Annotated in this window: 24 protein-coding genes; 18 read left to right on the top strand and 6 right to left on the bottom strand. The window is 39.3% G+C overall.

All coding sequences use genetic code 11. From position 1 onward, the window contains the following. Positions 1–8: 8 nt before the first annotated feature. Entirely contained in the window at positions 9–881 is an 873-nt protein-coding gene (locus DI060_RS07825) for a tetratricopeptide repeat protein (protein ID WP_108975410.1), read from the bottom strand. A 63-nt stretch (positions 882–944) separates the two neighbouring features. On the opposite strand from DI060_RS07825, the gene DI060_RS07830 reads away from it, so the two are divergent. The 7 genes from DI060_RS07830 to DI060_RS07860 all read left to right on the top strand — a co-directional run bounded on the left by DI060_RS07830 (position 945) and on the right by DI060_RS07860 (position 5,807). Further along, the gene (locus DI060_RS07830) at positions 945–1,358 is read left to right on the top strand and encodes a GNAT family N-acetyltransferase (protein WP_244594315.1); all 414 of its coding nucleotides are present in this window, start codon (positions 945–947) and stop codon (positions 1,356–1,358) included. Further along, complete coding sequence (locus DI060_RS07835; RefSeq protein ID WP_108975414.1) at positions 1,358–2,128, top strand: SDR family NAD(P)-dependent oxidoreductase; 771 nt, start codon at positions 1,358–1,360, stop codon at positions 2,126–2,128. Before DI060_RS07830 ends, DI060_RS07835 begins: the two co-directional genes overlap by 1 nt. A gap of 5 nt (positions 2,129–2,133) precedes the next feature. Continuing rightward, the gene (locus tag DI060_RS07840; protein ID WP_108975416.1) at positions 2,134–3,465 is read left to right on the top strand and encodes a DUF445 family protein; all 1,332 of its coding nucleotides are present in this window, start codon (positions 2,134–2,136) and stop codon (positions 3,463–3,465) included. Between the two features lie 305 nt (positions 3,466–3,770). Beyond that, positions 3,771–4,100, top strand: a complete 330-nt coding sequence (gene lsa14 / locus DI060_RS07845; RefSeq protein ID WP_108975749.1) for an adhesin Lsa14 — start codon at positions 3,771–3,773, stop codon at positions 4,098–4,100. Beyond that, positions 4,097–4,420 (top strand): TRL-like family protein, encoded by a 324-nt coding sequence (locus DI060_RS07850; RefSeq protein WP_108975418.1) that lies wholly within the window; start codon positions 4,097–4,099, stop codon positions 4,418–4,420. The genes lsa14 and DI060_RS07850 overlap by 4 nt, the downstream gene beginning before the upstream one ends. Further along, positions 4,417–4,749: a TRL domain-containing protein gene (locus DI060_RS07855; RefSeq protein WP_108975420.1), complete on the top strand. Its 333-nt coding sequence runs from the start codon at positions 4,417–4,419 to the stop codon at positions 4,747–4,749. Before DI060_RS07850 ends, DI060_RS07855 begins: the two co-directional genes overlap by 4 nt. An 8-nt stretch (positions 4,750–4,757) precedes the next feature. After that, entirely contained in the window at positions 4,758–5,807 is a 1,050-nt protein-coding gene (locus tag DI060_RS07860) for a hypothetical protein (RefSeq protein ID WP_108975423.1), read from the top strand. A gap of 168 nt (positions 5,808–5,975) precedes the next feature. On the opposite strand, the gene DI060_RS07865 is transcribed toward DI060_RS07860, so the two are convergent. Continuing rightward, positions 5,976–6,431: a DoxX family protein gene (locus DI060_RS07865; RefSeq protein WP_108975425.1), complete on the bottom strand. Its 456-nt coding sequence runs from the start codon at positions 6,429–6,431 to the stop codon at positions 5,976–5,978. 104 nt (positions 6,432–6,535) lie between these two features. Between DI060_RS07865 and DI060_RS07870 the strand changes: the two genes are divergently transcribed. Beyond that, complete coding sequence (locus DI060_RS07870) at positions 6,536–7,009, top strand: MarR family winged helix-turn-helix transcriptional regulator (protein ID WP_108975427.1); 474 nt, start codon at positions 6,536–6,538, stop codon at positions 7,007–7,009. On the opposite strand, the gene DI060_RS07875 is transcribed toward DI060_RS07870, so the two are convergent. The 3 genes from DI060_RS07875 to DI060_RS07885 form a co-directional block, all read right to left on the bottom strand. Continuing rightward, positions 6,979–8,742 (bottom strand): serine hydrolase domain-containing protein, encoded by a 1,764-nt coding sequence (locus tag DI060_RS07875; RefSeq protein WP_135355018.1) that lies wholly within the window; start codon positions 8,740–8,742, stop codon positions 6,979–6,981. The genes DI060_RS07870 and DI060_RS07875 overlap by 31 nt on opposite strands. Before the next feature lie 109 nt (positions 8,743–8,851). Beyond that, complete coding sequence (locus DI060_RS07880) at positions 8,852–10,978, bottom strand: toprim domain-containing protein (RefSeq protein WP_108975431.1); 2,127 nt, start codon at positions 10,976–10,978, stop codon at positions 8,852–8,854. A gap of 3 nt (positions 10,979–10,981) precedes the next feature. Further along, positions 10,982–12,352 carry a DNA gyrase subunit A gene (locus DI060_RS07885; RefSeq protein WP_108975751.1) on the bottom strand — a complete coding sequence of 457 codons (1,371 nt, stop codon included), beginning with the start codon at positions 12,350–12,352 and terminating at the stop codon, positions 10,982–10,984. Positions 12,353–12,549: 197 nt separating this feature from the next. Between DI060_RS07885 and DI060_RS07890 the strand changes: the two genes are divergently transcribed. The 10 genes from DI060_RS07890 (at position 12,550) to DI060_RS07935 (ending at position 23,904) form a co-directional block, all read left to right on the top strand. Further along, a complete protein-coding gene (locus tag DI060_RS07890; protein WP_135355019.1) occupies positions 12,550–13,305 on the top strand; it encodes a hypothetical protein in 756 nt (251 codons plus the stop codon). A gap of 2 nt (positions 13,306–13,307) precedes the next feature. Beyond that, positions 13,308–14,858 carry a glutamate--tRNA ligase gene (gene gltX, locus DI060_RS07895; RefSeq protein ID WP_108975753.1) on the top strand — a complete coding sequence of 517 codons (1,551 nt, stop codon included), beginning with the start codon at positions 13,308–13,310 and terminating at the stop codon, positions 14,856–14,858. Between the two features lie 115 nt (positions 14,859–14,973). Next, positions 14,974–15,573, top strand: a complete 600-nt coding sequence (locus DI060_RS07900) for an ATP-binding protein (RefSeq protein ID WP_244594316.1) — start codon at positions 14,974–14,976, stop codon at positions 15,571–15,573. Beyond that, a complete protein-coding gene (locus tag DI060_RS07905) occupies positions 15,574–16,683 on the top strand; it encodes a glycosyltransferase (RefSeq protein WP_108975435.1) in 1,110 nt (369 codons plus the stop codon). It begins immediately after the preceding gene. Continuing rightward, complete coding sequence (gene polA, locus DI060_RS07910; protein ID WP_108975437.1) at positions 16,680–19,481, top strand: DNA polymerase I; 2,802 nt, start codon at positions 16,680–16,682, stop codon at positions 19,479–19,481. The genes DI060_RS07905 and polA overlap by 4 nt, the downstream gene beginning before the upstream one ends. Before the next feature lie 90 nt (positions 19,482–19,571). Continuing rightward, complete coding sequence (locus DI060_RS07915; RefSeq protein WP_108975757.1) at positions 19,572–20,348, top strand: GNAT family N-acetyltransferase; 777 nt, start codon at positions 19,572–19,574, stop codon at positions 20,346–20,348. After that, positions 20,348–21,484: a hypothetical protein gene (locus tag DI060_RS07920; RefSeq protein WP_209452009.1), complete on the top strand. Its 1,137-nt coding sequence runs from the start codon at positions 20,348–20,350 to the stop codon at positions 21,482–21,484. The genes DI060_RS07915 and DI060_RS07920 overlap by 1 nt, the downstream gene beginning before the upstream one ends. A 79-nt stretch (positions 21,485–21,563) precedes the next feature. Further along, positions 21,564–22,238 (top strand): biliverdin-producing heme oxygenase, encoded by a 675-nt coding sequence (locus tag DI060_RS07925; protein ID WP_108975441.1) that lies wholly within the window; start codon positions 21,564–21,566, stop codon positions 22,236–22,238. A 13-nt stretch (positions 22,239–22,251) separates the two neighbouring features. After that, a complete protein-coding gene (locus tag DI060_RS07930; protein WP_108975443.1) occupies positions 22,252–23,505 on the top strand; it encodes an MFS transporter in 1,254 nt (417 codons plus the stop codon). 30 nt (positions 23,506–23,535) lie between these two features. After that, entirely contained in the window at positions 23,536–23,904 is a 369-nt protein-coding gene (locus tag DI060_RS07935) for an LIC13410 family lipoprotein (RefSeq protein ID WP_108975445.1), read from the top strand. On the opposite strand, the gene DI060_RS07940 is transcribed toward DI060_RS07935, so the two are convergent. Next, the gene (locus DI060_RS07940; RefSeq protein WP_108975448.1) at positions 23,901–24,659 is read right to left on the bottom strand and encodes an LIC13411 family adhesin; all 759 of its coding nucleotides are present in this window, start codon (positions 24,657–24,659) and stop codon (positions 23,901–23,903) included. The two genes, DI060_RS07935 and DI060_RS07940, sit on opposite strands and share 4 nt — an antisense overlap. Positions 24,660–24,716: the final 57 nt, after the last annotated feature.

The following is a 24,716-nucleotide window of genomic DNA, read 5'->3' on the forward strand; positions in this document are numbered from 1 at the left end:
AGAAAGGTTCAGAGATTAGGATTCTGGCTTTGGATAGTACTTAGATTTTTTAGGACATTTTGATAGGATTGGTTTTTCTCGAGGGGCTCTCTGATTTGTCCCTGCTGTTTTAAATATTCCAGATCTGATTTGATTTTGCTATATTCGGCTTGGGCTCCCGACATCATTCCAATCTGGTATAAAAAATTGGCCTTCGCAAACCGAGCAGGTATGTTATAGGGTTCTACTTTCAGTATCGAGTCCAACAATTCGAAAGCTTCTTCTAAGTTTCCATATCCTGGATTGCCCTTCCCTTCCCAGGCTTCCGAACGAAGACTGGAATCAAAATAGATGAGCGCCAATTGAAATGGAAATCGACTATCTTTCGGGTCCAAACGAGTGAGAGATTGGAAAAGTTCTATCGCTCTTTTTCTGCGACCAGGCTCCCATCCCATATCTTTTGATGCATTTGCATATGCAAGAGCTGCCTCGAATAACAACTGTTTATCTAACTTGCCCATTTGGATGGCTTTCTCAAAGAACGGAAGTGCAGATTCAAAGGAATGGATTTCGTAACCAGCTTGTTTTGATTCCACCTGCAAGGCCTCTTGGTAGTATTGGCTACTTCGTTCAAAGGAACCAGCCCTCATATAACCTCGTGCAATCTTCCAAGCAAGGGCTCCGGCCTGGTTTGATTTTTGCACCATCTTACGGATTTTTTCATCCATCTCAGAAATTTCGGCCTCTTCCAATGCCAATTTCTCAGACCAGCGCACCAGGTCCTTTTCATCCGCCCCAGGATCAGATTTTTGTTTTTCCCAGCGAGATTTTCCAAGGTTTTTGATACCATCACAGGAAAGAAGGGAAAGGAAAAGGAGAGGTATGAGAACTTTTCTCGCCATGAATCTCGATTTTAGTTTCTTTCTTTCGCCTGGCTAGAAAAAAATGAGATTATGTCTCTTGAAATGCGCCCAATTTCAGAAAAAGATCTTTCTGATCTTGAGACTTGGGAAATGCTCTGTTTTCCCGAGGATGCCTGGACAAAAAAAATGCTCCTGAACCACCTGGAGTTCCATGCTGCCTATCTAGCATTTGGCGAGAGGGCGCAGGGCTATGCACTCATTTGCGAAACTCCTTGGGAAGTAGAAATTTTTAGAATTGCAACACTTCCCAACTATCATAGGTTAGGTGTTGCAACATTTTTATTGCATAGCCTCTTCCAAGAATTTCCTAGCAAAGATTTTTTTTTAGAGCTCAGAGAAAACAACAAGACCGCACTCAATCTTTACCAGAAAGTTGGATTTGGTATTTTAGAAACTCGTAAAAACTATTATCCCAACGGTGAGACAGCAATTTTAATGAAAAGGAAACCAAATTAATGAAAAATGCATACGTAACAGGAGCCTCCCAAGGCATAGGGAAAGAGTTTGTAAAGGCAATAGCAAAAGACTATAACGTATTTCTTATCTCTCGATCATTGTCAGATCTAAATAAAACAATTGCAGAATTGGAACCGACATCGAGAGGGATTTTAAAACCTTTAGCTTATGATTTGAGCAAAAAAAAATCATGGGAAGAACTATCGGATGTGATGCGAAAGGATAAAGACTTTGAATTTTTGATTAACAATGCGGGCTTCGGCACTGTTGGTGAATTTGCAAATCTTGATCTCGAAAAAGAACTCGACCAAATCAATTTGAATGTAAAAGCCTTGGTGAGTTTGAGTCATACGGCACTCAATGCCTTTAAACCACGTAAAAAAGGATTTATCATCAACGTAGCTTCGATAGCAGGTTTTTTACCAGCACCAGGGAGTGCAACCTATGCCGCCACTAAAGCATATGTTAAATCATTTACGGAAGCTATCCACGAAGAAGCAATCCCGCATGGTATCCATGTGCAAGCGTTATGTCCTGGCCTAACTCATTCACAATTCCACCAAAGAGCAGGTATAGAAAAATCCAAATACCCAGGCTTTATGTGGCAAGATGCAAAAGAGGTCGCTGAAGAATCCTTGCGAGCCTTGTACCATAACCAAGCAGTATGCATCACTGGTATGGTAAACCAAGGTGTTGTCGGACTCACAGGTTTGTTACCAAGATCTTGGATCCGAAAAGGTGCCGGTAAATTTATGGATACAAGTGGCTAGTTGGGATGGATGTCGCTAAATTAGATAATTGGTATAGAAAATTACTTGTAATCTTTTCCCTCATTGCGGGCGGACTACAAGTGTATTGGGAAAGTAATTTATGGATTAATGCCTGTTTTGTGGTCTTAATGGCAGGTATTGTAGGATACTTCACAAATTTTTTGGCCATAAAAATGTTATTCCAACCAAAGCATGGAAAGGTGCTTGGCTGGTCAGGGCTTGTCCCCAAGAACAAACCAAAGATTGCCAAGTCATTGGGTGAAAGTATCCAAACAAATCTATTGCACCCTGATATCATCCTTGCCTATATCTATGAAAGAAATTTAGTCGAGTCTGGATTACAAAAGATTGCTAAAGAGATCGATGAAGCTTTGCATAATGACGAAATCCGTGAAATTCTAGTTACAAAAATCATCACTCTCTTAAAAGAAAGGGGTCCAGAAATTCTTGAGGTAGTTTTTGATTTTTCGGAAGAGACAATCAAAAAGATGGCCCAACGCCCAGAGGAAGTGCAGAAACTCTGGATCTATACACGCAATAAGATTTCAGAATATTTAACAGAACAATCCAACAGAGAAGAAATTGGAAACCAGTTGCGAGTGCTACTTTTGGAAGAAATGCCCAAACTAGCAAATATGCTAAACGAAGGTTTGGAAGAATACCTCCGCACTAGAAACACTCTTGGTAAAATCGGTATTGGAGTTAAAAAAATCTTTTCCTTTAATGATGAAGCTATCCGAGAATTACTCGAACGATTTGTACAAGACCCCGAAACATCTGGCCAATTCATGGGAATGATGGATGAAGTGATGCGCCGATTGCAAGAGAGATTGAATTCTAAAGAAACCCAAGATTTCATTACTCGAAAAATTTCCGATTGGCTCGAAGCAAGCGGTGATTATGCGAGACAAAATTTACTGCCGACGGGGATTGAAAGATTGCAGTCTTATTTGGATGATCCAAACAATTGGGAGGAGATCGATAAAAACTTTTTGCGGGCCACAGATTGGGTAATCCGCCGTCTTTTGGAATTTATGAACAGTGAGGAAGGAAAGGTATACCTCAAAAAGAACATTGAAAAGTTCGTACATAAGATCAATGTGACTGCCCTCGTTGAAGAACGTGTTATGGAATTGGATACAGACGAACTGGAAAAAATGATCTTAGACAATACAGGTGGAAACCTTGTCGTCATTCAATTTTTAGGTGGAATCTTAGGAATGATAGCAGGACTAATCCAAGTGCACATCTTTTTTGCTCTGCCAGTAGGATTGTTAGTTGCCATAACTTACATAGCTCATTATCGAAACCGACTTAGATACACAAAGGAGGTTTGAAATTTAAAAGATAGTTCGTAGTATTTCTAGTCCAAATTCGAAAAAACAATCTAAATTTGCTTTATTTTTCTCATCAAGATTTAGATACAATTTATGCATAACAGATGCAATAAATTATTTTCTCACCAACATTTCTTTGTTAAATTGCAAACTAACAGATTTTATCTTATATTTCCATTGACTATTTTTTTACATCCATTAGGTTTGCATTTTAATCGTATAATGAGGTGTTAGCTTTGTATAAATCATACAAGAATTCAACATTTTTTTCTTTAATTTCCCTTGCGCTTGTCTCATGCACAGGAATGAACCTAACCACTGTTCAAACAGCGGCAAACACAAATCCTACGCGAGAATACGCCAGTTCTTCCCCATATAATAAGGGTGGGTTTATTTTTCATCGAAATTTTACACCAGGCTTCATTGGCCTAAACGCGGAAGCGAGCAATGATGTCCAAGTATGTAATCACTCTGTCTTGTATTTGATTTCTTGGGGAGATTCTAGTATCGAAAGGGCAAAGTCAGAGGGAAAGTTTTCAAAGGTTGCCTACGTTGATTACCAACAGCTAGGTATTTTAGGGGGGTATCTCTACCACAGATTCTGTTCGATTGTTAAGGGGCAATCCATTCAATGAAACCATTTTTTAAATTCATTACTTTATCGCTAACATTGCTTATGTTACACTGTGCTACCGGACCCACGATGGGTGGACTTTTTACTTCCATAACTTTCCCTGGCCTCATCAATCCAGAAAACAATGTCAAAGTGAATAAAACCTCAAAAGGTTGCCAATATTCAATTTTAGGCTTAGTTGGATTTGGCAATGCGGCAGCAGGCTCCATTGCATTCGAGAATGGAATTATAAAGGTGGCGACTATTGATCATTCATCTCTCAGTATTCTGGGTATCACCTTTAGAAATTACTGTACTATCGTTTCGGGAGAACAGAAATGAAAATCCATTGCCTTCCCATACTAGCTCTATGTTTCTTTGTAAACTGTCTTTCTGCACCAATGCAGAGTTTGTTATTTACTAGTACATCTCAAAACGTAAACGGAGATGTTACTGGGAACCAAATCACATCAGCAAGGATTTTAAAATCTGGTAAATCATGCGCATCCTCTGGTTTATTGATCAATCTTTTCTACTATGGCTCAGGTAACTCTATAGAAGAGGCTGCAAAAAATGCTGGAATCACAAAAATCGCATTGGTAGACCGAGATTCTTTCAATGTTCTATACAACCTCTTTTATAAAGAGTGTGTTATCGTATGGGGAGAATAAATTTCCTTATGTCGACGAAGTGTGAGTATGCGATTGCTTTTTTTATCCTTTTTCTTTTTGCAAACACCACAAGTTATTCAAAAGATTTTGATACAATTTTAGAAAAACCCTTTGAAAAACCAAAGCCAGATCAGCACAGAGTATTTTTTCGTTTATTAGGTGGAGATGGATCAATGTTTACTCCTGCGCAAGGGGAGTTAATTGCGGATGACAGAGCCAGTACGATCGCCTCGGGGGGAAGAGAGTTTTACTCCACTGCGTTCACTACTCTATTCGGTCCTAGAAAGGATTTCAGAACTTCAACTACCCAATTTGATCTCGAGTATCGATACCTAGATAAATTTAGAATTCTGTACGAAACAAGAACCATTGTCCAGAATAGAGATTATAATACTTTCAATTCATCTGGTTTCGGCTTAAGTTCTGTTCCTTTGGATTATTCCGACAAACAAAAGCGCTTAGGATTTGCTTATTTTTTTCCCATAGCGGAATCCATAACCGTTGGCCTTAGCCTAAGGCATGTCGAATTAAATCAGATAACAAAATCTGACTTTGGCACAATTCGATCGGTGCCTGTAGGATCAGCAGTCAATAGGCAAATTCTAGCTATTAATGGTATTTCGGATCAGAATGTAAAGTATACGGGTCTCGTTCCTGGTATCGGATTTGAGTTTAAACCTCTCAGTTGGTTTGAGATACACTTACAGCACCTTTATTTCAATCTGAAAGGAAATGACATCCGCAATGATTTTGCATATGTCAGTTTAGGAAATTCTTCTGCCTCTGGATTTTCCTTTGGAGAAGGTGATGCATCTTACAAAGGTTATTCTCAGACGATTGATTTTGTATTCCGATATTCATCTTGGTTTGCGACTCGATGGGGGTACACACGAGAAAATTTTACCAAGACTAATAAAGTATACTCATTTTCGAATATACAGACAGACCCAATTGCAGCTATTGCTTCGTCCCTCTTGACCCAGTCCTTATCAGATGTTAATGTAAAGTATGGTTCTTATAATGTTACCATTGAGTTTTCAAAAGGATTCGGAAATTAACAAGTTACAAATGTGAGTCTTAAATGAAAGATGGTATTCAAAAGTATTGATTGTTTAAATGTAATAGATTATCTTTCTCTACTTACACTAAAACCCGCATCGTTGTCTACGGCGAATAACATCGCGGATAAGGAGCCAGAATTGGCTCCTTACTTTCCCTTTTCGTTTTTAAGCCAAGTTTTCTGCTATCAAACGATCTAAAGAGAATTTGCCTCCACCCGTGATCACCAAACTCAAAGAGATAGCTAAGAAGAGCAAAAAGAATTCTATGCCTTCGCCCGTTTGGTTTCCAAACCAATTCATAAAGAATCCGTTTTCCCAATGAACTAAGACCATCGCAAACAGAAGAATGATGCCTACCCAGAGGGCGGAAAACCGAACTGCAAATCCAAAGACGAGAAAGATGCCTCCAAAAAACTCTCCTAAGATTACGAGCAATGCAAAGATCCAAGGAATCCCCATCTTTCCTGTGAAAAAGCCCATGGTTCCTTCAAAACCATATCCCCCATACCAGCCCAAAAGTTTTTGGGCTCCATGAGCCCAGATCACAATGCCTAAAGTCAAACGCAAGATTAGGGAAGCATAACTTCCATCTGTTTCTAAACTTCTCAGTAACCAATTCATATAAACCTCTTATTAGTTGACATGTCAACTTAATCCAAGAATATAGTTTCCGTGTCAACTAAAAAAGAGTATTTTTTTTTCGATAGGTTCGCATTCTATGCGGAATGAAAGAAAAATCTATTGGGATCGAGATTTGGCGCCACTTCTTGACGATGCACCATGAAATCATCCAACAAATTGAAAGGGATCTAAGGGCCTCAGACTGCATTTCTTTGGTGTGGTATGATGTTTTGATCGTACTTGTGAGGAGTGGGAAAGATTCTCTATCTCTAAAAGAACTCCTTGCAGATTTAGTTCTCACAAAGAGTGCAGTCTCAAAACTATTGGATAGAATGGAAGTTGCTCACATGATCCGTAGGCGCCAATCTTCAGAGGATGGAAGGTCCTTGAGAATTGAAATTCTTCCAAAAGGAAAGGAAGCTGTGAAAGTTGCTTGGCCCATCTATAAGAATGGCATCCAAAAGTACTTTTTAGATGCCATACCCAAGGAAAGTCATTCAGACATATTACAGATGTTTATCGGAATACGTTCTCTGAATCACTCAACTCAGTCTTTTTCAAAGTTTACACCTGAGTGAACCAAAATTACCTTTCCATCTTTCTCTTTTAACTTTATGATTTCATTGAGATTACGTCCTTTTCCCTCTATTAAAAGAGTTTCTGGATCCAATACTTTGCAAAGATAGTCTACTTTCGAATTCCAATTCGCGAGTCTGTAATTCACAGCGATTACACAATATTGATTATCTTTAAAATATAAGTTAACTTTTGTTAAAATAGGAAATGCTTCTAAATTCCGATAGGTGCCTAAATACTTTGAATCTATCTGGTTAGTTTGTGCTATATTGAGAATTCCGACACCAGCAACTCCTTTCTTTAAGGAAGACGATTGCAAAGTTAAGATAGTTTCTTTTGAAGTCTCCTCCATTTCCACAATCCATGATTCGAGTTCTTTTGGAGTTAGGTCAAAAAGTCCAAAAAATGCCTTCAATCGTAAATAAAATGCACCATCCTTCTCTTCTATTTGTAATGGAAGACCTGAAAAGATGAGCTCTCTTTTTTCTCCTTCTTCTTTTACCTCGATGATTCCATTTGAGGAAGCATAGAGCCCTGGACGAAAGATAGACTTTCGCAAACTTTTCTTATCTTGGACAGAATGTATCTCATTGCCGAATCTCTTTTTCCAAAGAACCTTAAATATCTTCTCGGCTGACCCAGGTATGTCTTGGATATGGGCAGGGAACTGATTTCCAGCAATGAATACGGATATTTCTGATTCAGGATCATATAGCCAATGCGCAGCATAGGGAGGTAAAGATCCCGAATGGAAAGCAAGTTTTACGGATTTACCATTCGACTGAAAATCATCTAACATCACTGTTAAACCAATCTGAAATGAGAAATCTAAAGGACTAGGCGATTGTAGTCTATGCATTTCTCGGAATGAATTTGCAGAGATTAGTCCATTTCGGTTTTGTTTACTCCTAAAGAAGGCGGCAAAAAATCTTTGCATATCCGCACCTGTCGTGGAGAGAGAACCTGCCGTGAGGTCTCGTATGATCGGTTTTGGCACCTTACTTGAAAATAATATGCCTTCATATCCATCGATGAGCGCTGTTGATTGTGCTTCATCTACCAAACTTGAATGTTCCATACCAGCAACTTCAAATATATTCTTTTGGAAATAAGTTTCGATATCTAGATTGCTAGTTCTTTCAATCAATATGCCCAACAAGCCAAACCCTAGATTAGAATAGGATGTGTATTGTCCTGGCTCTGCGGTCTGTGAATCTTTTAAAATTGAGAGCGATCGAATCCTTGCCTTCTGGATATCTGTATACTTTGAGGCACTATCTAAAAAGAATTCATAACTTAAGTCAGATGGTAAACCAGATTGGTGTTTTAAAACATCTCTGATCGTGAAGTCACGAGCATTTTTGTTTTGTTTTGGAATTTTTTTCAGCTCAGGAATGTAGCGAGCCAAGGGATCATCTAATGAAAGTTTTCCTCTATCTCGTAATTGCAATACGGCAATGGTTGTGAATAGCTTGGTTACACTCCCGATCTTATAACGATGTGGTTTTGTTTCCTTTCCTAAAAATCCTGATTCTTTTATATCCAAGCCATCTTGAAAGGCAAAAGTAATAGATTTAGATTTTGAGCCTACAAGTCCAGATAGGATTTCCTCAATTTCTGGTCCATATAAAGTCTTTTGCGCAGTTTCAGGAATCGAAAGGCAACCGAAAAACAGAAAAACTATGAAGGTGAAACAAATTTTAGAATACTCTTTACTACTAAAATGAAAAATCATACTTCCAAATTTTGAAAGCCTATTGATTCGTAAAGTTTGAATGGTATTAAATTTGGGAAGAAGCAAGATTGGGGAGTGAATGCTACTCCCCAAGGAGTGAATTGAAATGTTAGTCTTGGATTACACTCATCGCGTATTCAGAGATTGCCTCCCTTCTCTTTTCCGCGTAGTCTTTATGAAACCATAAATCCTGGATGTTTTTAGCACTTTTTTTATTACCGATCGTAATCACAGTCATACAATGGTCGACTGCATATTTCATGGCTTCTTTTCCAGTTTCACCCAAACCTTTGTTACGTTTCTTTCTTGTAATCTCCGCACCGGATTTGTTAACCTTTGCCACCAATTTCTCATAATCTGCGTCATCAATACAAAACACAGTTTCCTTCTTTGCATCTTTCCATTTCACATCTACTTCGTAAAGAGGAGCAGAGGATACAGCGACAAAACCTAGATCGAAGAGCTCTGGCCAATATTCATAGAAAAAGGATAGCATGAGCGAACGAATGGCATAGCCGTCAAAATCTGCATCGGTGATGATACTGATTTTATCATAGTTTAATTCATCAATCGACTTTACCTTTGTATCCAATGGCAATCCTACAATAGCTACTATATTCTTTAACTCTTCATTCTGTAATGCTTTTGCGAGTGACATACCTTTACAATTCAATGGCTTGCCACGCAAAGGAAATAGGCCATGTAATTTCGGATTTCTTGCAGGTCTCAAACCTGCAATGGCTGAGTCCCCTTCTGCTATGAAAAGGATACGCCCTTCATCATTTGCTTTGCCTGTAGGAGGCATAAGTTTCGGGATATTTGTCTTGGATGCTTTACGTAATCCTTTTTGTGCATCTTCCAATTGTTTTAACTGGGTGCGACGCTCCATCACCATTTTGATTTCTTCGATGAGACCCGTTTTCTTTAAGAATTTTTCCAAATGTTTATCTACGGCCTTACGTATATCTTCGTTTAGGTCGTTGATTAGATAAGATTTATCTTGTGATTTAAAACGAGGATTGAGAATGCGTAAGTTTACATACATATGAAACACGCTTCTAACATCATTTCTCGTACACTGTGTATTTAATTTTTTCTCTAAAGAAACGATTTGTGATTTTTTTCTTACTTCATCACAAATCCGATTTTCCAGGTATTCAATCGCCGATCCACCCTGAGGACAAAAAATGGAATTTACCCAAGTTAGAGTTTTGTTTTGGCCAACTACCAGATAAGTGTCCATGTTGATCTGAGAAGAGGATGCTTTATCCGCATAATCCATTTTGTAGTAAACCATCTCGGAATTACTAAAAATCTCATCAAAACCTTTCTTAAATTTATACTTTTCTTTGCCTGATTTGTGAATGAAAACAACTTCCAAACCAGGATTGGACATGGCGATATCCTGCAAATATTGTTTCACCAAATCAATATTAAACGACACATCAAGTTTATTGAAATATTCAGGGTTTAACTCAAACTCTACAGTTGTTCCATGGTCTTCTTTCTTTGCTGTTTCTATCTGAGCGAACATACCCGCTTTTTCGGATGGTGCTTTGAGTTGTTTGATTTGTTCTGCGCTTAAAAGCGGACAATCTGTAAAGGTTCCATGTTCGTCAAAATAAAGTTGGACACGCTCTGTGTCCTCTTTGGAAAGTTTGAATCCTCTGATTACTTTCTTGACATCGTCATGGATGGTGAACATTTTTTTGTATGCTTTCCCATTGTTAATCGTTTTTACGCGAAAAAACGAAGAGACGATTCTAACCAGCGAAATACCCACACCATTCTGTCCAGCAACATGATCTTCTTTGACTTTATCATCAAAGTTTTCACCATACATCAAATGTAAATATACACCTTCTGCATTTTCGGCAGGTATACCTCTACCATTGTCCTGGATTGTGACTCGTTTGCGATCCGTTGACAACTGAACTATGAGTTTGTTCATTTTGTCCTTTTCGGGAATGGACCTATCATTTAAATTCTTCCGGTATTCATCTACACAGTTCATACATGCTTCATCAAGACATTTGATTTTGGCAGGTATGTCAGAAAGCTCCTCATGGCTAATGTCGTAGTTTCCGGACTGGTCTTTTTTAAAAAAGTGTTGTTCGAATGTGGACAAAGAGTTTTGCCCAAGCCACATACCAGTTCTCATGCGGACGTGTTCTACGTGTGATAATTTCTTAAAATTTCGCGAATTTCCTGAGGTTTTTTCAGTTTTCTGAGCCATAAATTATTTTGGATCCCATTTTGTTTTCAGCTCATCGAGCTCTTGCACCATAAAGCCTGTTAGTTTTTTATCATCTTTTTGAAGGGCCGTATACTCTGCAAATTTTGTCTTTGCTTCTACTATTGCCTCTTCACACTTTTTCACTTCTTCCAAAGTCATTCTGTAGACAGGTATACTCGACAACCATTCAAAATATACAAACTTTGAGGCCTTCAATTTCTCTTCAAAATCCTTTTTGGATTTGATTCCAGTTACTTTTTCATTCCACTTTTCTTTAATAAATCGAATGAGTTCTGAGTTTCTATCGATCTTTTCTTTTTCTAATCCTGCTAGTCTTTTGAATCGGCGGATTAAATGTGTCTTTCTAAAGTCACAGAAACGTTTGATTAGCTCCTCAGGTGTAAAGTTCTTTAACTTTCCTTCGTGAGTGATGATATTTACAGTAAGAACTTCATTGCTCTCTTTTGAGAAAAGCGCCATTAATTCCTTGTCGGAAGGCTCTTCTCCTTTTTTCGCAATCAACTCAATCTTGAATGTTTGGCTGGAGTGGTCGACGTAGTCCTTTAACCAATTGTCCTTTTTCTCAATGATATCATCTAAGTAGAGGATCACTTTTTCTCTGTTCCAATTCATTGGAGCATCGGTGAGATACAGCTTTCCATCCTCGCGACGGAAACCAAAAGTAGTAGACATGACAGTAGAACCATTGTCATTTTTGGAAAGTTTGACCTCTCCACCGTATCCTTTGTACCAAGGAGTGATTTTTTTTGTTTTCCCAGTCTTTAAGTAGGAAACCTGAGAGTCGATGACATCGGACAATTTGTGACCTGGGATGAAACAACGAAATCCCGTTGCTATCCCTTGGATGTTATTTAAGAGGACAACTGGTATTTTACCTACAAAGTGGATAGGCTCATCTTCCGTTTCATCATAATTTTTTACATAATCTATGTCTGGTAAACTCTCAAAAAAACCAATGTCTTTCGCAAAGTCAGATAATTTAACTTCTGTATAACGAGGAGATGCGATTGCATTTGGATCTAGTACATCTCCAAATGTACCTTCGCCGTGGACTAAAGGGAAGTTATTGGCAAAAGCAAAGTCTTGTGCCATTTGGGAAAGTGCATCTTGAATAGAACGATCCCCATGAGGGTGGTAACCCATAGCCAAGCCTGCTACTTTAACTGTTTTTGTGTGTCGATTTCGCGCATCCGAATTCCACATCGCCCAAAGAATTCGTCGTTGAACAGGCTTTAAACCATCGATTTCATGAGGAATGGCTCTGGAATCACATACATACCGCGAGTATTTTCGTTGGTCGTCGTGGACCTGATCTTCAAAGGGGCGCCTGGGGAATTGATCTTCGTTCTTCATGATACCAAATGACACAGAGAATGGGTGAATTGACTTGTCAATCCGTTTTCCCTTTTTAGATTGGCGGTACGGTCTCTTCTATGTCTCCCAAAATGCAATTTTCACCCCGAATCTATTGGTTTTTTTGCATTTTCACATTTTTTTTCTTCTCTACCTGTTCGCTTCCTTCCTTTCGCAAACAAAGCACAGAAAAGGCAGTGGAACCAGCTCTCTTTCTGTACCACAAATACCCAAAAAAGTTAAATCCTAAATTCTTCCAAGAAGGCAGTAGCCACTACCAAATGGTGGAGAGAAACAGAGTCGATGGAGTGCCAAAAGTGTCTTCTTTGGACCTCACATTGCTCGTCTACGACCAAGAGTTCCTTACAGAAATACGTTCTTCCTTTCCCAATAGCGCATTCCCTCTCTACAAATTGATTTGGAAAAAAAGGTATGGCACCTACTCAATCGAAGAAGGTGAGCAAAGATTTACTGTAGACTATGAATCCTTATCCTCCGGAGAAGTGACGGCAAATGATCTGCTCACACTCCTCAAAACATTTTCTCATGCCAAAGAGAAGACAGTTAGCATACGCGAATCAAAATCCTTTGTACTAGATGGGGAGCAAGCATTCTTAGAAGCAGAATCGATCAGCATTGGTCCAGAACATACATTCAAGTGGCAAAACATGCCACCAAAATCGGATAGAGAGAATTTAAAGGCCAGCTTTCAGTCGTTAAATGGAAACGATTTACAATTCAAAACTGCATCCGAGCACTATGATTTTCTTCAGATCCAATTTGAATCAGATACGATCCAAAAGAACAAATTGTATTATCGACCTATCTTTTCAGAAGGAGGAAAAGAGATATACATCCTTCCTCCTCTCATCAACCAATCGCCTACTCTACCGAAAGAACCTCTCGGTTTTGAACGATATGGTATTTTTTTATATCATGAGGAGACCAAATGACAATGAAAGAGGTGCGCACTCGATTTGCCCCTTCCCCTTCCGGTTTTTTACATGTTGGTGGAGCAAGAACTGCTCTCTTCAACTATTTGTACGCAAAGGCTACGGGGGGAAAGTTTTTACTCCGCGTTGAAGATACGGATCGGGATCGATCAACAGAAGCTTCGTTCCAAATTATATTAGAATCCTTAAAATGGTTAGGCATGGATTGGGATGAGGGACCAGGAGTGGGTGGACCGAATGGCCCCTACACACAATCCGAAAGACTTCCGATCTACCAAGAACACACTGATCGTTTGATCAAAGAAAACAAAGCCTACCGTTGCTTTTGTACACCGGAAGAATTGGAAAACAAAAAGAAACAGGCTGAGTCTATGGGGATTCCTTATCTCTACGATGGGAAATGTAGCAACCTCTCTGAAGCAGAAATCCAAGAAAAGTTAAGTGCAAAACAAGCCTATACTGTTCGATTCCGAATCCCAAATAAAATTGTCATCGTTGATGACATCATCCAAGGCAAAGTCAAATTCGAATCCAAATTGATAGGTGACTTCATCATCGTAAAATCCGATGGTTTTCCATCATATAACTATGCGGTTGTGATTGATGATGCTCTCATGAGCATTACACATGTGATCCGAGGAGTGGGACATCTCTCCAATACCCCAAGGCAAATTCTCATTGGCGAAGCCTTCGGTTTTCCGATACCACAGTTCGCACACGTTAGTGAAATCGTCGGTGCCGATGGGAAAAAACTCTCAAAACGGGCAGGCGCAACTTCCGTTCTTGCATTCAGAGACTTGGGTTACCTTCCGGAGACTATGCGAAACTATATGGCACTTCTCGGATGGACATCGCCTGATGGAAGAGAGTTTTTGCCTGATGAGGAGCTTTGTAAACTCTTTGATATTGCTCGCTGTTCTAAATCACCAGCCACCTTTGATGTTTTCAAAAAGTTAAAAGAAGAAGAAAAAGAGTCTGTCGACTTCAATAAGTTAGATGCAAATGGATTAGCTGAATACCTCAATCCAAAATCTAAACTCAATTGGATGTCCAATAAATTGATACGTGACATACCTATTGCTCGACTCGGAAAAGAAATGGTTCCTTTCTTACAAGAATCTAAAATTCCCAATGAGTATAAATCTGGCGAACATCCAAAACTATTGGAAATTTTGGATAAGGTACGTGTATATCTGGACAGATTGTTACAAGCACCACCTTACATTGAAGAATTCTTTTTGGAAGATATCCAATTTGAGAATGAGGAAGCCAAAAACCTTGTCTTGGAAGGAAACGGAAAGCTCGTAGCCAAAGGTTTTTACGAAGTTATCAAGAATGCCAATGCGGTGTCAGCTGATGATTTTTCTGCGGCCTTCAAAACCGTGGGGGAAAAGACAGGCGAAAAAGGAAAAACTCTCTTTATGCCCATCCGCTCTATAACCACCGGAAAGTCCCATGGATTGGAATTACCCATTTTGTTTTCTCTCTTAGGGAAGGAACAATTGGTAAAGAGAATGGATAAACTTGCAACACAGTTGCAAATAGACCTCTAAAGAGACAATATTTTTTAGAAAAACCCCGAATTTCTACGTAAGGAGAGATTTTTGTCTTTTTTTCTCTCCTTTTTTTCGTATACTTTGCAATAAAGGAGTCCTACCAAGAAATTTAATGGGAATCATCGAAGACACGAGCCTACTTTTGACTCCTTCGCAAGGCTCCTATGCTATGTTCCTCCCTCCCGATATGGCTTCTGTGAAGCTCTTCCGCCGAGAACTCCGCAAGACTCTCAGAGACAACCAATTCAATGACAACAACATCATGCAAATTGAACTTGCTGCCGATGAAGCACTTACCAATTCCATTGCAGCCAATGTTTGCAATGACTGTGATGAAACCATTATTTGTCGCTGGCGCATCGTAGGCTCCAAATTCACTCTTTATGTTTTGGATTATGGCTCCGGTCTACGAAACGATGAGCCTATGCAGGACAACGACCCAGAATTACTCCGTACCAATAACGCCCTTTGTTTTACAAACTTCATAGAAAACATACGCACCTACCAAAACAAAAGACCCAAGGCTCTTCCCTACAATGGAACAGACCAAAAACATAAGAATGTGGGAAAAGGCTTGAAAATAATCAATGCCATGATGGACTCCGTTAAAGTAATGTTTCACGGAGAAGGTGTGGTGGGAGAAGTACCCCAAGGCTTTAAAGTCATGGGTTCAATACTTGCTCTTGAATACGATCGCACCAAACATCTATAATTGATCCTACATGTAAACACCTCTCGAGAGTGGAGAGGCGGCGAACAACAGTTATACTACCTTTCTTCTGGATTAAAGTCTGCTGAGATCCCCCAACTTGTAGTCGGCATTCCCAATTCACCTCTTGAAGAAAGGTGCCAACAAGATGGAATTCCTTTCTACGGTTTGGAAATGCGGGGAGAATGGGACTTTAAAGCAGCGAAGCAAATTCGGAACCTATGTAAATCCCAAGAGGCAAAACTCATCCATGCACATACGGGACATGCGCACACTTTGTCCTTATTAGCAAAGCGAAACCACCTGAAGATTCCTTTAATTGTTTCCCGTAGAGTAGATTTTAAACCTGCGACCAACTTCTTTTCACGGTGGAAATACAAACATAAGGCGATCGATTATTTTCTACCTGTCTCCATGAAAATCAGATCAATCATGGCTGAGGCGGGCATTAGTCCTGAGAAATTAATCACCGTTTACTCTGGTATCGATACAAAACGATTTCATAAACTCCCATCGGCCGATGCATTGAGAGAAGAGTTTGGCATTTCCAAAAAAACATCGGTGATTGGTAATATTGCTGCACTCGTTGACCACAAGGACCAAGAAACACTGATTAGGGCAATCTCATTGGTAAAAACAGATATCCCTTTTAAGGTAATTATCGTTGGCGAAGGTAAACTTGAAAAAAGATTAAAATCTTTGAGTAGCGAACTTGGACTCAATGAGAAGGTAATATTTACAGGTTACCGAACAGAGATTCCAGAATTTTTATCCCTTTTCGATATCTTTACTTTAACATCAAAAGAAGAAGGATTGGGTACATCCGTACTGGATGCGATGGCAAGTGGACTGCCGGTTGTAGCTACCAGAGGCGGTGGAATTGCGGAAATGTTAACTGAGGGCAAAGGGGCGCTTCTCTCCGATGTTGGTGATGTGGAACATTTAGCAAAGTCTTATGAAAGTTTACTCCAATCCGAGTCTTTGCGTGACGAGTTTGGAGCATTTAACAAAAATTCTGTGAAACGATTTACCTACCAAAACACTGTAGAAAAAACCAAACTCATCTACTTCTCACTGCTCGGAAATACCATTCATGGGCTTGGGCAAAAATGAACCGTCTTCTCATCATCGATGGCCATGCCCTCGCGTTTAGAGCATACTTTGCTTTTGCCGCCTCCCAACTAAAAAATTCATTAACGGGAGCGCCCAGTGGTGCTGTTTTTGGATTCTGGCGTATGCTCTTTAAACTGCTACAAGATGAAAAAGTATCGCATATTGCCTTCACTTTTGATCCTGGCACCAGACTCCAAAGGAATGATCTCTACGAACCGTATAAGGCGCAGAGAAAGCCAATGCCAGAGGATTTAAAGCCTCAATTAAGAGAAATTTATGAAATGATATCACAACTCGGATTTCCCATGTACAAAATGGACGGAATTGAAGCAGATGATATCATTGGATCACTTTGTAAAAAATTTAAGAAGGAATTCGATCAAATCGTTATCCTCTCTTCCGATAAAGATCTCTATCAAATTCTTGATTCCAACATACACATGTTACGCGGCAAAAAAGGTGTTTCAGAGTTTGAGCATATTGATCCGGAATGGGTAAAGACAAACATTGGCATCACCAAAGAACAGGTGCCAGATTACATGGGATTGGTTGGCGATACCTCAGATAATATACCTGGCGTAAAAGGTGTGGGAGAAAAAGGTGCTTCCACCCTAATCCAAGAATTTGGGAACCTTGAGACTATCTATAAAAAAATAGACCAAGTAAAAAACAAAGGTCTTGTAGATAAGCTTATTGCGGACAAGGAAAATGCCTTTCTCTCCAGAAAGTTAGCTACCATTGTTACCGATTTAAAACTCGAGATCAAAAAAAATGACTTAAAGTTACCAAATTATTTTGAAAAAGAAAAGGTCGATTATTTCAAAACAAAAGGTTATAACGTATTACATAGAGATTTAGCAAAGCAAGCGGGGATTCCGATCGAAGAATCAAAAGATGCACCTGCAAAAAAATCCAAAAAGAAAAAAGAAGATACCAACACAGATGAAATAAGCGACAAAGCTGATTCTCAAGAAATCAAATCACTCAGCAAAGAGCAAAACTACACAAGAATCAAAACCTTAGATGAATTAAAAAAATTAGTTAAAAAATTAGAAGATAAAAAAACGATCTGTATTGACACAGAGACAACATCTACTGATCCGATGTTAGCCGAACTTCTGGGCCTTTCTTTTTCCTTCCGAGCCAATGAAGCCTATTACATTGCACTTTCCCATCCCGATTCTATCTTTTCGCATACCTTGCCTAAGTGGGATGAAGTTAGACCTATCCTTCAACCAATTTTAGAATCCGAGTCCATAGCAAAGATTGGACAAAATATCAAATATGACCTGCTTGTTCTAAAGAACCATGGCATAGACTTAAAAGGTATCAGTTTTGATACAATGATTGCTTCTTATATCCTAAAACCGGGAGAGAGACGATACAACATGGATGATCTAGCTTTGGATTATCTAAATTATAAAACAATAAGTTATGAAGACTTAGTGGGTACGGGCAAAAAGAAGCAGAATCTGTATGATGTTAACCCGGATGATGTATCCAATTATGCCTGCGAGGATGCGGACATTACCTTTCAACTTTATGAAATCCTCTCGAAGAAAATCAAGGCCGAGGATAAAGCAAATATATATAATAAGATAGAACATCCTCTACTCTTTGTTCTAGCAAAGATGGAATCACAAGGAGTACTTGTACAAGCAGATTATTTTCAAAACTTATCCAAGATCTTCGATGAAAAGATAAAAGAACATCAGAAAAATATTCACTTCTATGCAGGAAGAGAATTCAATGTCAATTCAACCAAAGAATTACAGATTGTACTCTTCGAAGACTTGCGATTGCCAGCAGAAAAAAAGACCCAGACTGGTTTCTCTACAGATCATTCCGTACTTGAGTCTCTCATTGGCACACATCCGATCATCGATGATCTTTTAGCACTGAGAAAATTTGCAAAATTAAAATCAACCTACTCAGACTCTTTGCCAAGTTTGATCCATCCAAAATCTGGAAGGATACATACAAGCTACAACCAAACGATAGCCGCTACAGGTAGATTATCATCGACAAACCCAAATTTACAAAATATACCTATAAAAGATGAAGAAGGTAGATGGCTACGAAAGGGATTCATAGCCAGCAAAGGATTTGAAATCCTTTCTTTGGATTATAGCCAAATCGAATTGCGCATTATGGCTCATTTTTCAAAAGACAAACAAATGATAGATGCCTACCAAAAGGGCATTGACATACACCGAAGAACTGCGGCAGCTCTCTATTCGGTAAAAGAAGCGGATGTCACCTCAGAGATGAGAAACAAAGCCAAAATCATCAACTTCTCTGTGATATATGGAGTCACCTCCTTCGGACTTTCTAACCAATTGAAAGTTTCGAGAAAAGAAGCAAAGGAGTTCATTGATCGTTACTTTGCACAGTATACGGGAGTTTCTCGTTATATGGAAGAGATGGTAGATTTCTGTAAAGATAAAGGCTATGTCGAGACCTTATTAGGTAGAAAAAGGTTTCTACCAGATATCAACTCTAGCAATCGTATGGCGGTAGAACAAGCCAAACGAATCGCAATCAATTCTCCCATCCAAGGAACTTCTGCAGACATGATCAAAATTGCCATGATCAATATCCAAAAACGCATTGAAGAAGAAAACTGGACATCTAGAATTATATTACAAGTTCATGACGAGCTCGTCTTTGAAGTTCCGAAATCAGAAAAGAAAGAATTTTTTGACATGGCCAAGAAAGAGATGGAAACAGCCCTTCCACTCTCTGTGCCTATTACCGTAGAAGGTAAATTTGGATCCAACTGGGATGAGGCTCATTAAGTCTCTTATTTTAAAATTTACCGGAATGTCATAAGTCTGTAACCAAGGAGGATTATCTTGAAACCAAGAAAAAAGAAGGATAAATCCTCTATGAAAGCAAATACACCAATCGCCAAAAAAGAAAGAGTCCTCGAGGTTCGCCTCGCTGAAAATCAACTAGAGATCGAACGAGCTTTAGCTCTTCGCTATGATGTTTTCAACTTAGAAATGGGAGAAGGATTGCCTCAATCCTCAGCTACTCGCAAAGACAGAGATGAATATGATTTATATTGTAATCATCTTATCGTTATCGATAAATCGAGTGAAAATAAGATTGTTGGTACATACCGCATTTTAACTCGAAAAAATGCAAAAGAAGGAGTTGGTTTTTACAGCGAAAACGAATTTGATATCACTTCCATTTATAACTTACCTGACGAAATTGCAGAGGTTGGAAGAAGCTGTGTTCACCCTGATTATAGAGATGGATCTGTAATCTCATTATTGTGGCAAGGCCTTGCTGAATTTATGATCAAACAAAACGTACGCTATCTCATGGGTTGCGGGTCGATTCACTCTACAGATGCGGCAGTGGCATCACAATCCTATGCATTTTTAAAAGCAAAGGATGCAATTGCTCCAGAAGAATTTAGAGTTTTCCCAAATCCTGATTATGTTTTAAAAGGATTTGATAGCGAATTTAAAATCGAAGATTTAAAAGAAATTTCAAAAAATATACCTCCACTTTTGAAAGGTTATATGAGATTGGGTGCTAAAATATGTGGCTTTCCAGCGCTCGATTCGGTTTTTGGTACTACAGACGTGTTCATTCTCTTTGATAGAAAAGAAATTACCGAGAGATACGCAAAACACTATTTGAGTACATGATTGAACCAAAGGATATAGACTACCAACATCCTAGCCTTAAGGACCAAGTTCGTTTCTTTTTAGGAACACTTTTGTTGGTAAGTCTGATTTGCTTTGGCTATTGGTTTGGATTTCCTAAATATTGGCTGGGCTGGCTATCCTTTGCGATAGCCGCCTTTTCCGTAGCTGGCAATGATGCCGTCCAGACTGTTGGCACGTTTATCGAGAGCAAAAAATCGGTCCATTGGTTCCAAAAACTTACAGTCCTTGGTTCCTTACTGGTTATTGTTCATCTGTTCGCTTGGATCAGCGACCACGGCGAGATTCATTTCCAAAGATTAGAGAACATCCCAGAAACTCAAAACTTCAATCTCATACAACTTTTAGCACCTGTTATATTGGTTGTGATCACAAGGCTCCGCGCTCCTGTTTCCACCACTTTTCTTGTATTGGGCTTATTCGGTGGTCAAACAATAGAAAAAATGCTCACCAAATCCTTCTTTGGTTATGGTCTGGCCTTTTTGATTGCTATTTTTGTATGGGCCATACTTGCAAAACTAGACCCACATGAATACAACGAAGAGCATGTCCCAGAGCCAAAAGCAGAGTTGAAATGGTCGAGACTCCAATGGCTATCCACAATGTATCTTTGGATTGCTTGGCTTTTGCAAGACACAGCAAACATCGCTGTCTTTCTTCCGCGAAAACTCAGTGCCTTGGAATTTGTGTCTGCCATTACCGTCATTCTCCTAGCCTTACTAGTTATCTTTCGTACCAACGGCGGTACCATCCAAGAGGTTGTTTCAGAAAAATCCGACATCAAATGGTCCAAGGCAGCGACCATCGTTGATTTGGTCTATGGATCTATTTTATTTCTCTTCCAATACATGAGTTCCGTGCCGATGTCCACGACCTGGGTATTTTTGGGACTGCTAGCAGGTCGAGAGATCATTCTAAACGTTTTAACATACCGAGACCTGCCCTACCTCGATACCTTCCGAAAAGTAGCCAAAGACGTCTTCCTCGCAACCTTGGGACTACTCATCAGCCTATTTATCTTTTACCTTTCTTCTGTTCTCTACCCCGATTCCCAGAGTGCCCACAGTGCCTTCTTTCCTAGGAGCGAGGGCTACCAATTATCTCCCGAACGAAAGTAAAAATCCTTTACCTCCTATCCACTGTCACCAGACTGTCAGAGATGAGATTGATTCTCAGTCGTTTTAAAGGAGAAATACAATGTCCATAGCCTTAATGCTTCGCGAAGGCACCGCTGAAAAACACCAGGAGACAGAAAGAGTTCCCTACCTTCGGGCAATCTTCCGAGGTGGATTGGATCCGCAGACCTATGCCTACCAATTGGAAGCCTTCCATTCCATCTACCAAGTCATGGAAACTCTTTTTGATTCTCACAAATCGAATCCCGTACTATCCAAGGTCTATTACACAGAACTCTATAGAACCAAGGCCATCGAAGAGGATCTTTCATTCTTTGAAAAAAAGTTCAATACCAAAAGGCGAGGTTCCATCACCCCAAAAACAAAGGCCTACACGAGCCACATTGAAGAAGTAGCCAAAACAAAACCTTATCTCCTCAGTGCACAGTCTTACGTTCGTTATTTGGGTGATTTGTCAGGCGGACAGGCAATTAAAAAAGTAATCGCAAAAACCTTTCAACTAGAGGGCAATGAGGGCACTGCTTTTTATGAATTTCCAGCCATTCAGGACCACCAAGCATTTAAAGGAATCTACCGAAAGGCCTTGGACGAGCTAGATCTAGACGAGACTCAAAAAGGAGAACTTTTAGAAGAGGCAAAAGTTGTTTTCGATCTGAACAAAGATTTATTTATAGAACTAGAAGCAGATCTAAAACAAAACATCGGCAACGAAAGATTTTTAGCTTTGGTTCCATAGGATATAAGAGGCATTGAGCTTTCCCTTCACATTGGTAACACTAGTATTCCTTTCCATGGTACCTGTCACTATGCTTGTACCTGTGGTAAAGGATATTGTAAAAGACCGACTTCTAGGTACAAACTATGAAGTTGCCTACTTCACCAGTATTCCAATGTTGGGAAGCTTTTTGTTTGGCCCAGTTGCTGGTATACTTTCCGATAAATTCCAAAATAGAAAGTATTTGATTGCCTGTTTTTGTTTCATCGATGCATTCCTTTTCTATTCACTTACATTAGTTCATGACTTAAATGTATTTCTTTGGTTAAGATTTTTTGAAGGTGCGGCTCATATTTTCATCATCGGCCTTCTTTTAAGTTCTGCAGCCGACATTGAAAATGATCCATCAAACCAGCGTTATTATGGCAAAGGTGTATTGATGGGAGTCACGGGAATGTTTTTGTCCCTAGGAGGCGCCTTTGGTATGCCACTTGGTATTTTGGGACGCAAAAATCCACTCATTCCATTTTATGTTGGTTCGGCTATCTTAGTTTTCATAGGTTTAGCTAGTCTTTTATTGTTAAAGGATGGCAAGATCCACAAAGAGCGTAAGTTTAAATTCTCATTGCTGTTAGTGGCAGCTAAGGAAAACCCTTACTTGATCATACCATTTTTATTCAATTTCATTGATCGTTTCACTGTCGGTTTTTTTATGTCTTCGTTTAACATACATTTGCGCGAGAACCTAGGATTCAATGCTGGAATTTCAGGATTGTTTATGGGATTGGTTTTATTCCCTATGTCGCTCCTATCCTATCCCGCCGCGATATTATCTCGAAAAACAGGCATTTTGCCTTTAGTACTTGCTGGGTCTCTCTTTTATGGAATCTTTTTGGGCTTTGCTGGCACAACGAATGATTTTTGGCTTTTACTCACTTATCTAGTGTTATGTGGGATAGGGGCGGGAGTGATGTTTGTACCGTCCATGATGTTAGCAAGCCGAATGTCAAAACCTGGGCTCACGGCAACGACCATGGCGGCCTTTACTGGTGTAGGATCATTGGGTTTTATGTTTGGACCTCTAGCATCGGTCAATTTACAATCATATTTAGAATTTAAACTTGGTTCTCAATATTCTTTTCCTGTTCTTTCTTTTTCATTTGGGTTTTTAGAGATTCTACTCGTTCTTTTAACGGTTCCATTTTTTCATAAAATATTACAAAAAATGAAGAATCGGCAGTTGGAAAGGGAAGAGATATCACTTGCCAATTCTCCAAACTTATTTTAAAATAGAAACAAATCCAAAAAGAGGTGTCCATTGAAAAGATACATTCTCATTTCCCTTTGTTTGTTTTCTCTATTAACAGTTGTTGCTTGTTCTTCTGGAAATAAGGTAACTTCTACCAGCACAAAAATTCATCCGCATACTGCTCTCAGAAAACTTGAGATCGATATGATCAAGGTCGGTGACAATTTAGTAAAAACAGAAGCTGTTGTCGGTAAACCCACTGAAAAGAGTTCTGATCCATCCGGTACAGTAATGGTGTGGTACTTTGCTGAGGACCAAGAAGTTCCAGAACAATACTATACCCTAAAGGAAAAGCCAGAAAAACCTGAAACCTATAAGTTTCTAAAACTGACTTTTGATCCCAAAAACAAAATTACGGCAAAAGATTTTAAACTTTAATCCTCATCCTCTGATTCAGAGGGGGAAGCTGCAGGGAAAGGAAATCCTGGGAAACTGGTTTTTTCTTTCCCTTCTACGTCATCGTCATACAAATCTAAGGTGGTGAAACCCAACAGGAAGTCTGCGATTTCCCCCACGTTGATGCCAAACCTACCTCCGCCGTACAAACCGGCCACAAACTCAACATTCCATAAAAATCCATCGGGATAACCAAATGGCTTTTTATCTTCCTTAGGTAAATAGACCAAAAATTCTGTTTTGCCAGTTTGTTTCACTAGATCATATGTGAGTTCTCTTTGGAACTTAGCTTTCTTTCTCTTTTTTCTATCTTTTACTGGATCGTTCCAAAAGACAAAGTAGCGCATTTTGTAACTTTTTATATTCGAACGATCATCTTCTGTGAGTGGGATTTTTTTTTCATCTACCATCCAATTGCCTTTCTCATCTTTTATTGGCTCGCCTGAGTGGAAGCTTTCGCCTCCCAAAAAAGTATAGACTAACTGTTGTGAGTGGTAAGAACCGACTTTGCCTGATCGTAGACCCCAACCTCTACCTAAATCTTTTTTTCCTAGTTCGCTTTCTCCACCTAAAAAGAGCAAACCCACCGGAATAGGCCCTACTTTTACAGCAGCTCCATACATCGGTGTCTCAGCTCCGATTGTTACAGTATCAAACAAATCGTTTTTCCGATTTTTCCAATAACTTGCACATTGAGTGAGGAAGAGGAAAGATAAAAGAAGTGCCCAAAATTGCATTGTTTTCCAAGATTTAGGCTTTTCTACTTTTCGGAACCAAAAAAAATGAAGCTGGAA

Origin of the sequence: Leptospira ryugenii, from assembly GCF_003114855.1 — a bacterium.
Classification (GTDB): domain Bacteria; phylum Spirochaetota; class Leptospiria; order Leptospirales; family Leptospiraceae; genus Leptospira_A; species Leptospira_A ryugenii.

Coding starts and splice junctions, on each gene's coding strand:
- DI060_RS07825 (WP_108975410.1), bottom strand. CDS start 881: ATGGCGAGAAAAGTTCTCATACCTCTCCTTTTCCTTTCCCTTCTTTCC.
- DI060_RS07830 (WP_244594315.1), top strand. CDS start 945: ATGCGCCCAATTTCAGAAAAAGATCTTTCTGATCTTGAGACTTGGGAA.
- DI060_RS07835 (WP_108975414.1), top strand. CDS start 1,358: ATGAAAAATGCATACGTAACAGGAGCCTCCCAAGGCATAGGGAAAGAG.
- DI060_RS07840 (WP_108975416.1), top strand. CDS start 2,134: ATGGATGTCGCTAAATTAGATAATTGGTATAGAAAATTACTTGTAATC.
- lsa14 (WP_108975749.1), top strand. CDS start 3,771: ATGAACCTAACCACTGTTCAAACAGCGGCAAACACAAATCCTACGCGA.
- DI060_RS07850 (WP_108975418.1), top strand. CDS start 4,097: ATGAAACCATTTTTTAAATTCATTACTTTATCGCTAACATTGCTTATG.
- DI060_RS07855 (WP_108975420.1), top strand. CDS start 4,417: ATGAAAATCCATTGCCTTCCCATACTAGCTCTATGTTTCTTTGTAAAC.
- DI060_RS07860 (WP_108975423.1), top strand. CDS start 4,758: ATGTCGACGAAGTGTGAGTATGCGATTGCTTTTTTTATCCTTTTTCTT.
- DI060_RS07865 (WP_108975425.1), bottom strand. CDS start 6,431: ATGAATTGGTTACTGAGAAGTTTAGAAACAGATGGAAGTTATGCTTCC.
- DI060_RS07870 (WP_108975427.1), top strand. CDS start 6,536: ATGAAAGAAAAATCTATTGGGATCGAGATTTGGCGCCACTTCTTGACG.
- DI060_RS07875 (WP_135355018.1), bottom strand. CDS start 8,742: ATGATTTTTCATTTTAGTAGTAAAGAGTATTCTAAAATTTGTTTCACC.
- DI060_RS07880 (WP_108975431.1), bottom strand. CDS start 10,978: ATGGCTCAGAAAACTGAAAAAACCTCAGGAAATTCGCGAAATTTTAAG.
- DI060_RS07885 (WP_108975751.1), bottom strand. CDS start 12,352: ATGAAGAACGAAGATCAATTCCCCAGGCGCCCCTTTGAAGATCAGGTC.
- gltX (WP_108975753.1), top strand. CDS start 13,308: ATGAAAGAGGTGCGCACTCGATTTGCCCCTTCCCCTTCCGGTTTTTTA.
- DI060_RS07900 (WP_244594316.1), top strand. CDS start 14,974: ATGGGAATCATCGAAGACACGAGCCTACTTTTGACTCCTTCGCAAGGC.
- polA (WP_108975437.1), top strand. CDS start 16,680: ATGAACCGTCTTCTCATCATCGATGGCCATGCCCTCGCGTTTAGAGCA.
- DI060_RS07915 (WP_108975757.1), top strand. CDS start 19,572: ATGAAAGCAAATACACCAATCGCCAAAAAAGAAAGAGTCCTCGAGGTT.
- DI060_RS07925 (WP_108975441.1), top strand. CDS start 21,564: ATGTCCATAGCCTTAATGCTTCGCGAAGGCACCGCTGAAAAACACCAG.
- DI060_RS07940 (WP_108975448.1), bottom strand. CDS start 24,659: ATGCAATTTTGGGCACTTCTTTTATCTTTCCTCTTCCTCACTCAATGT.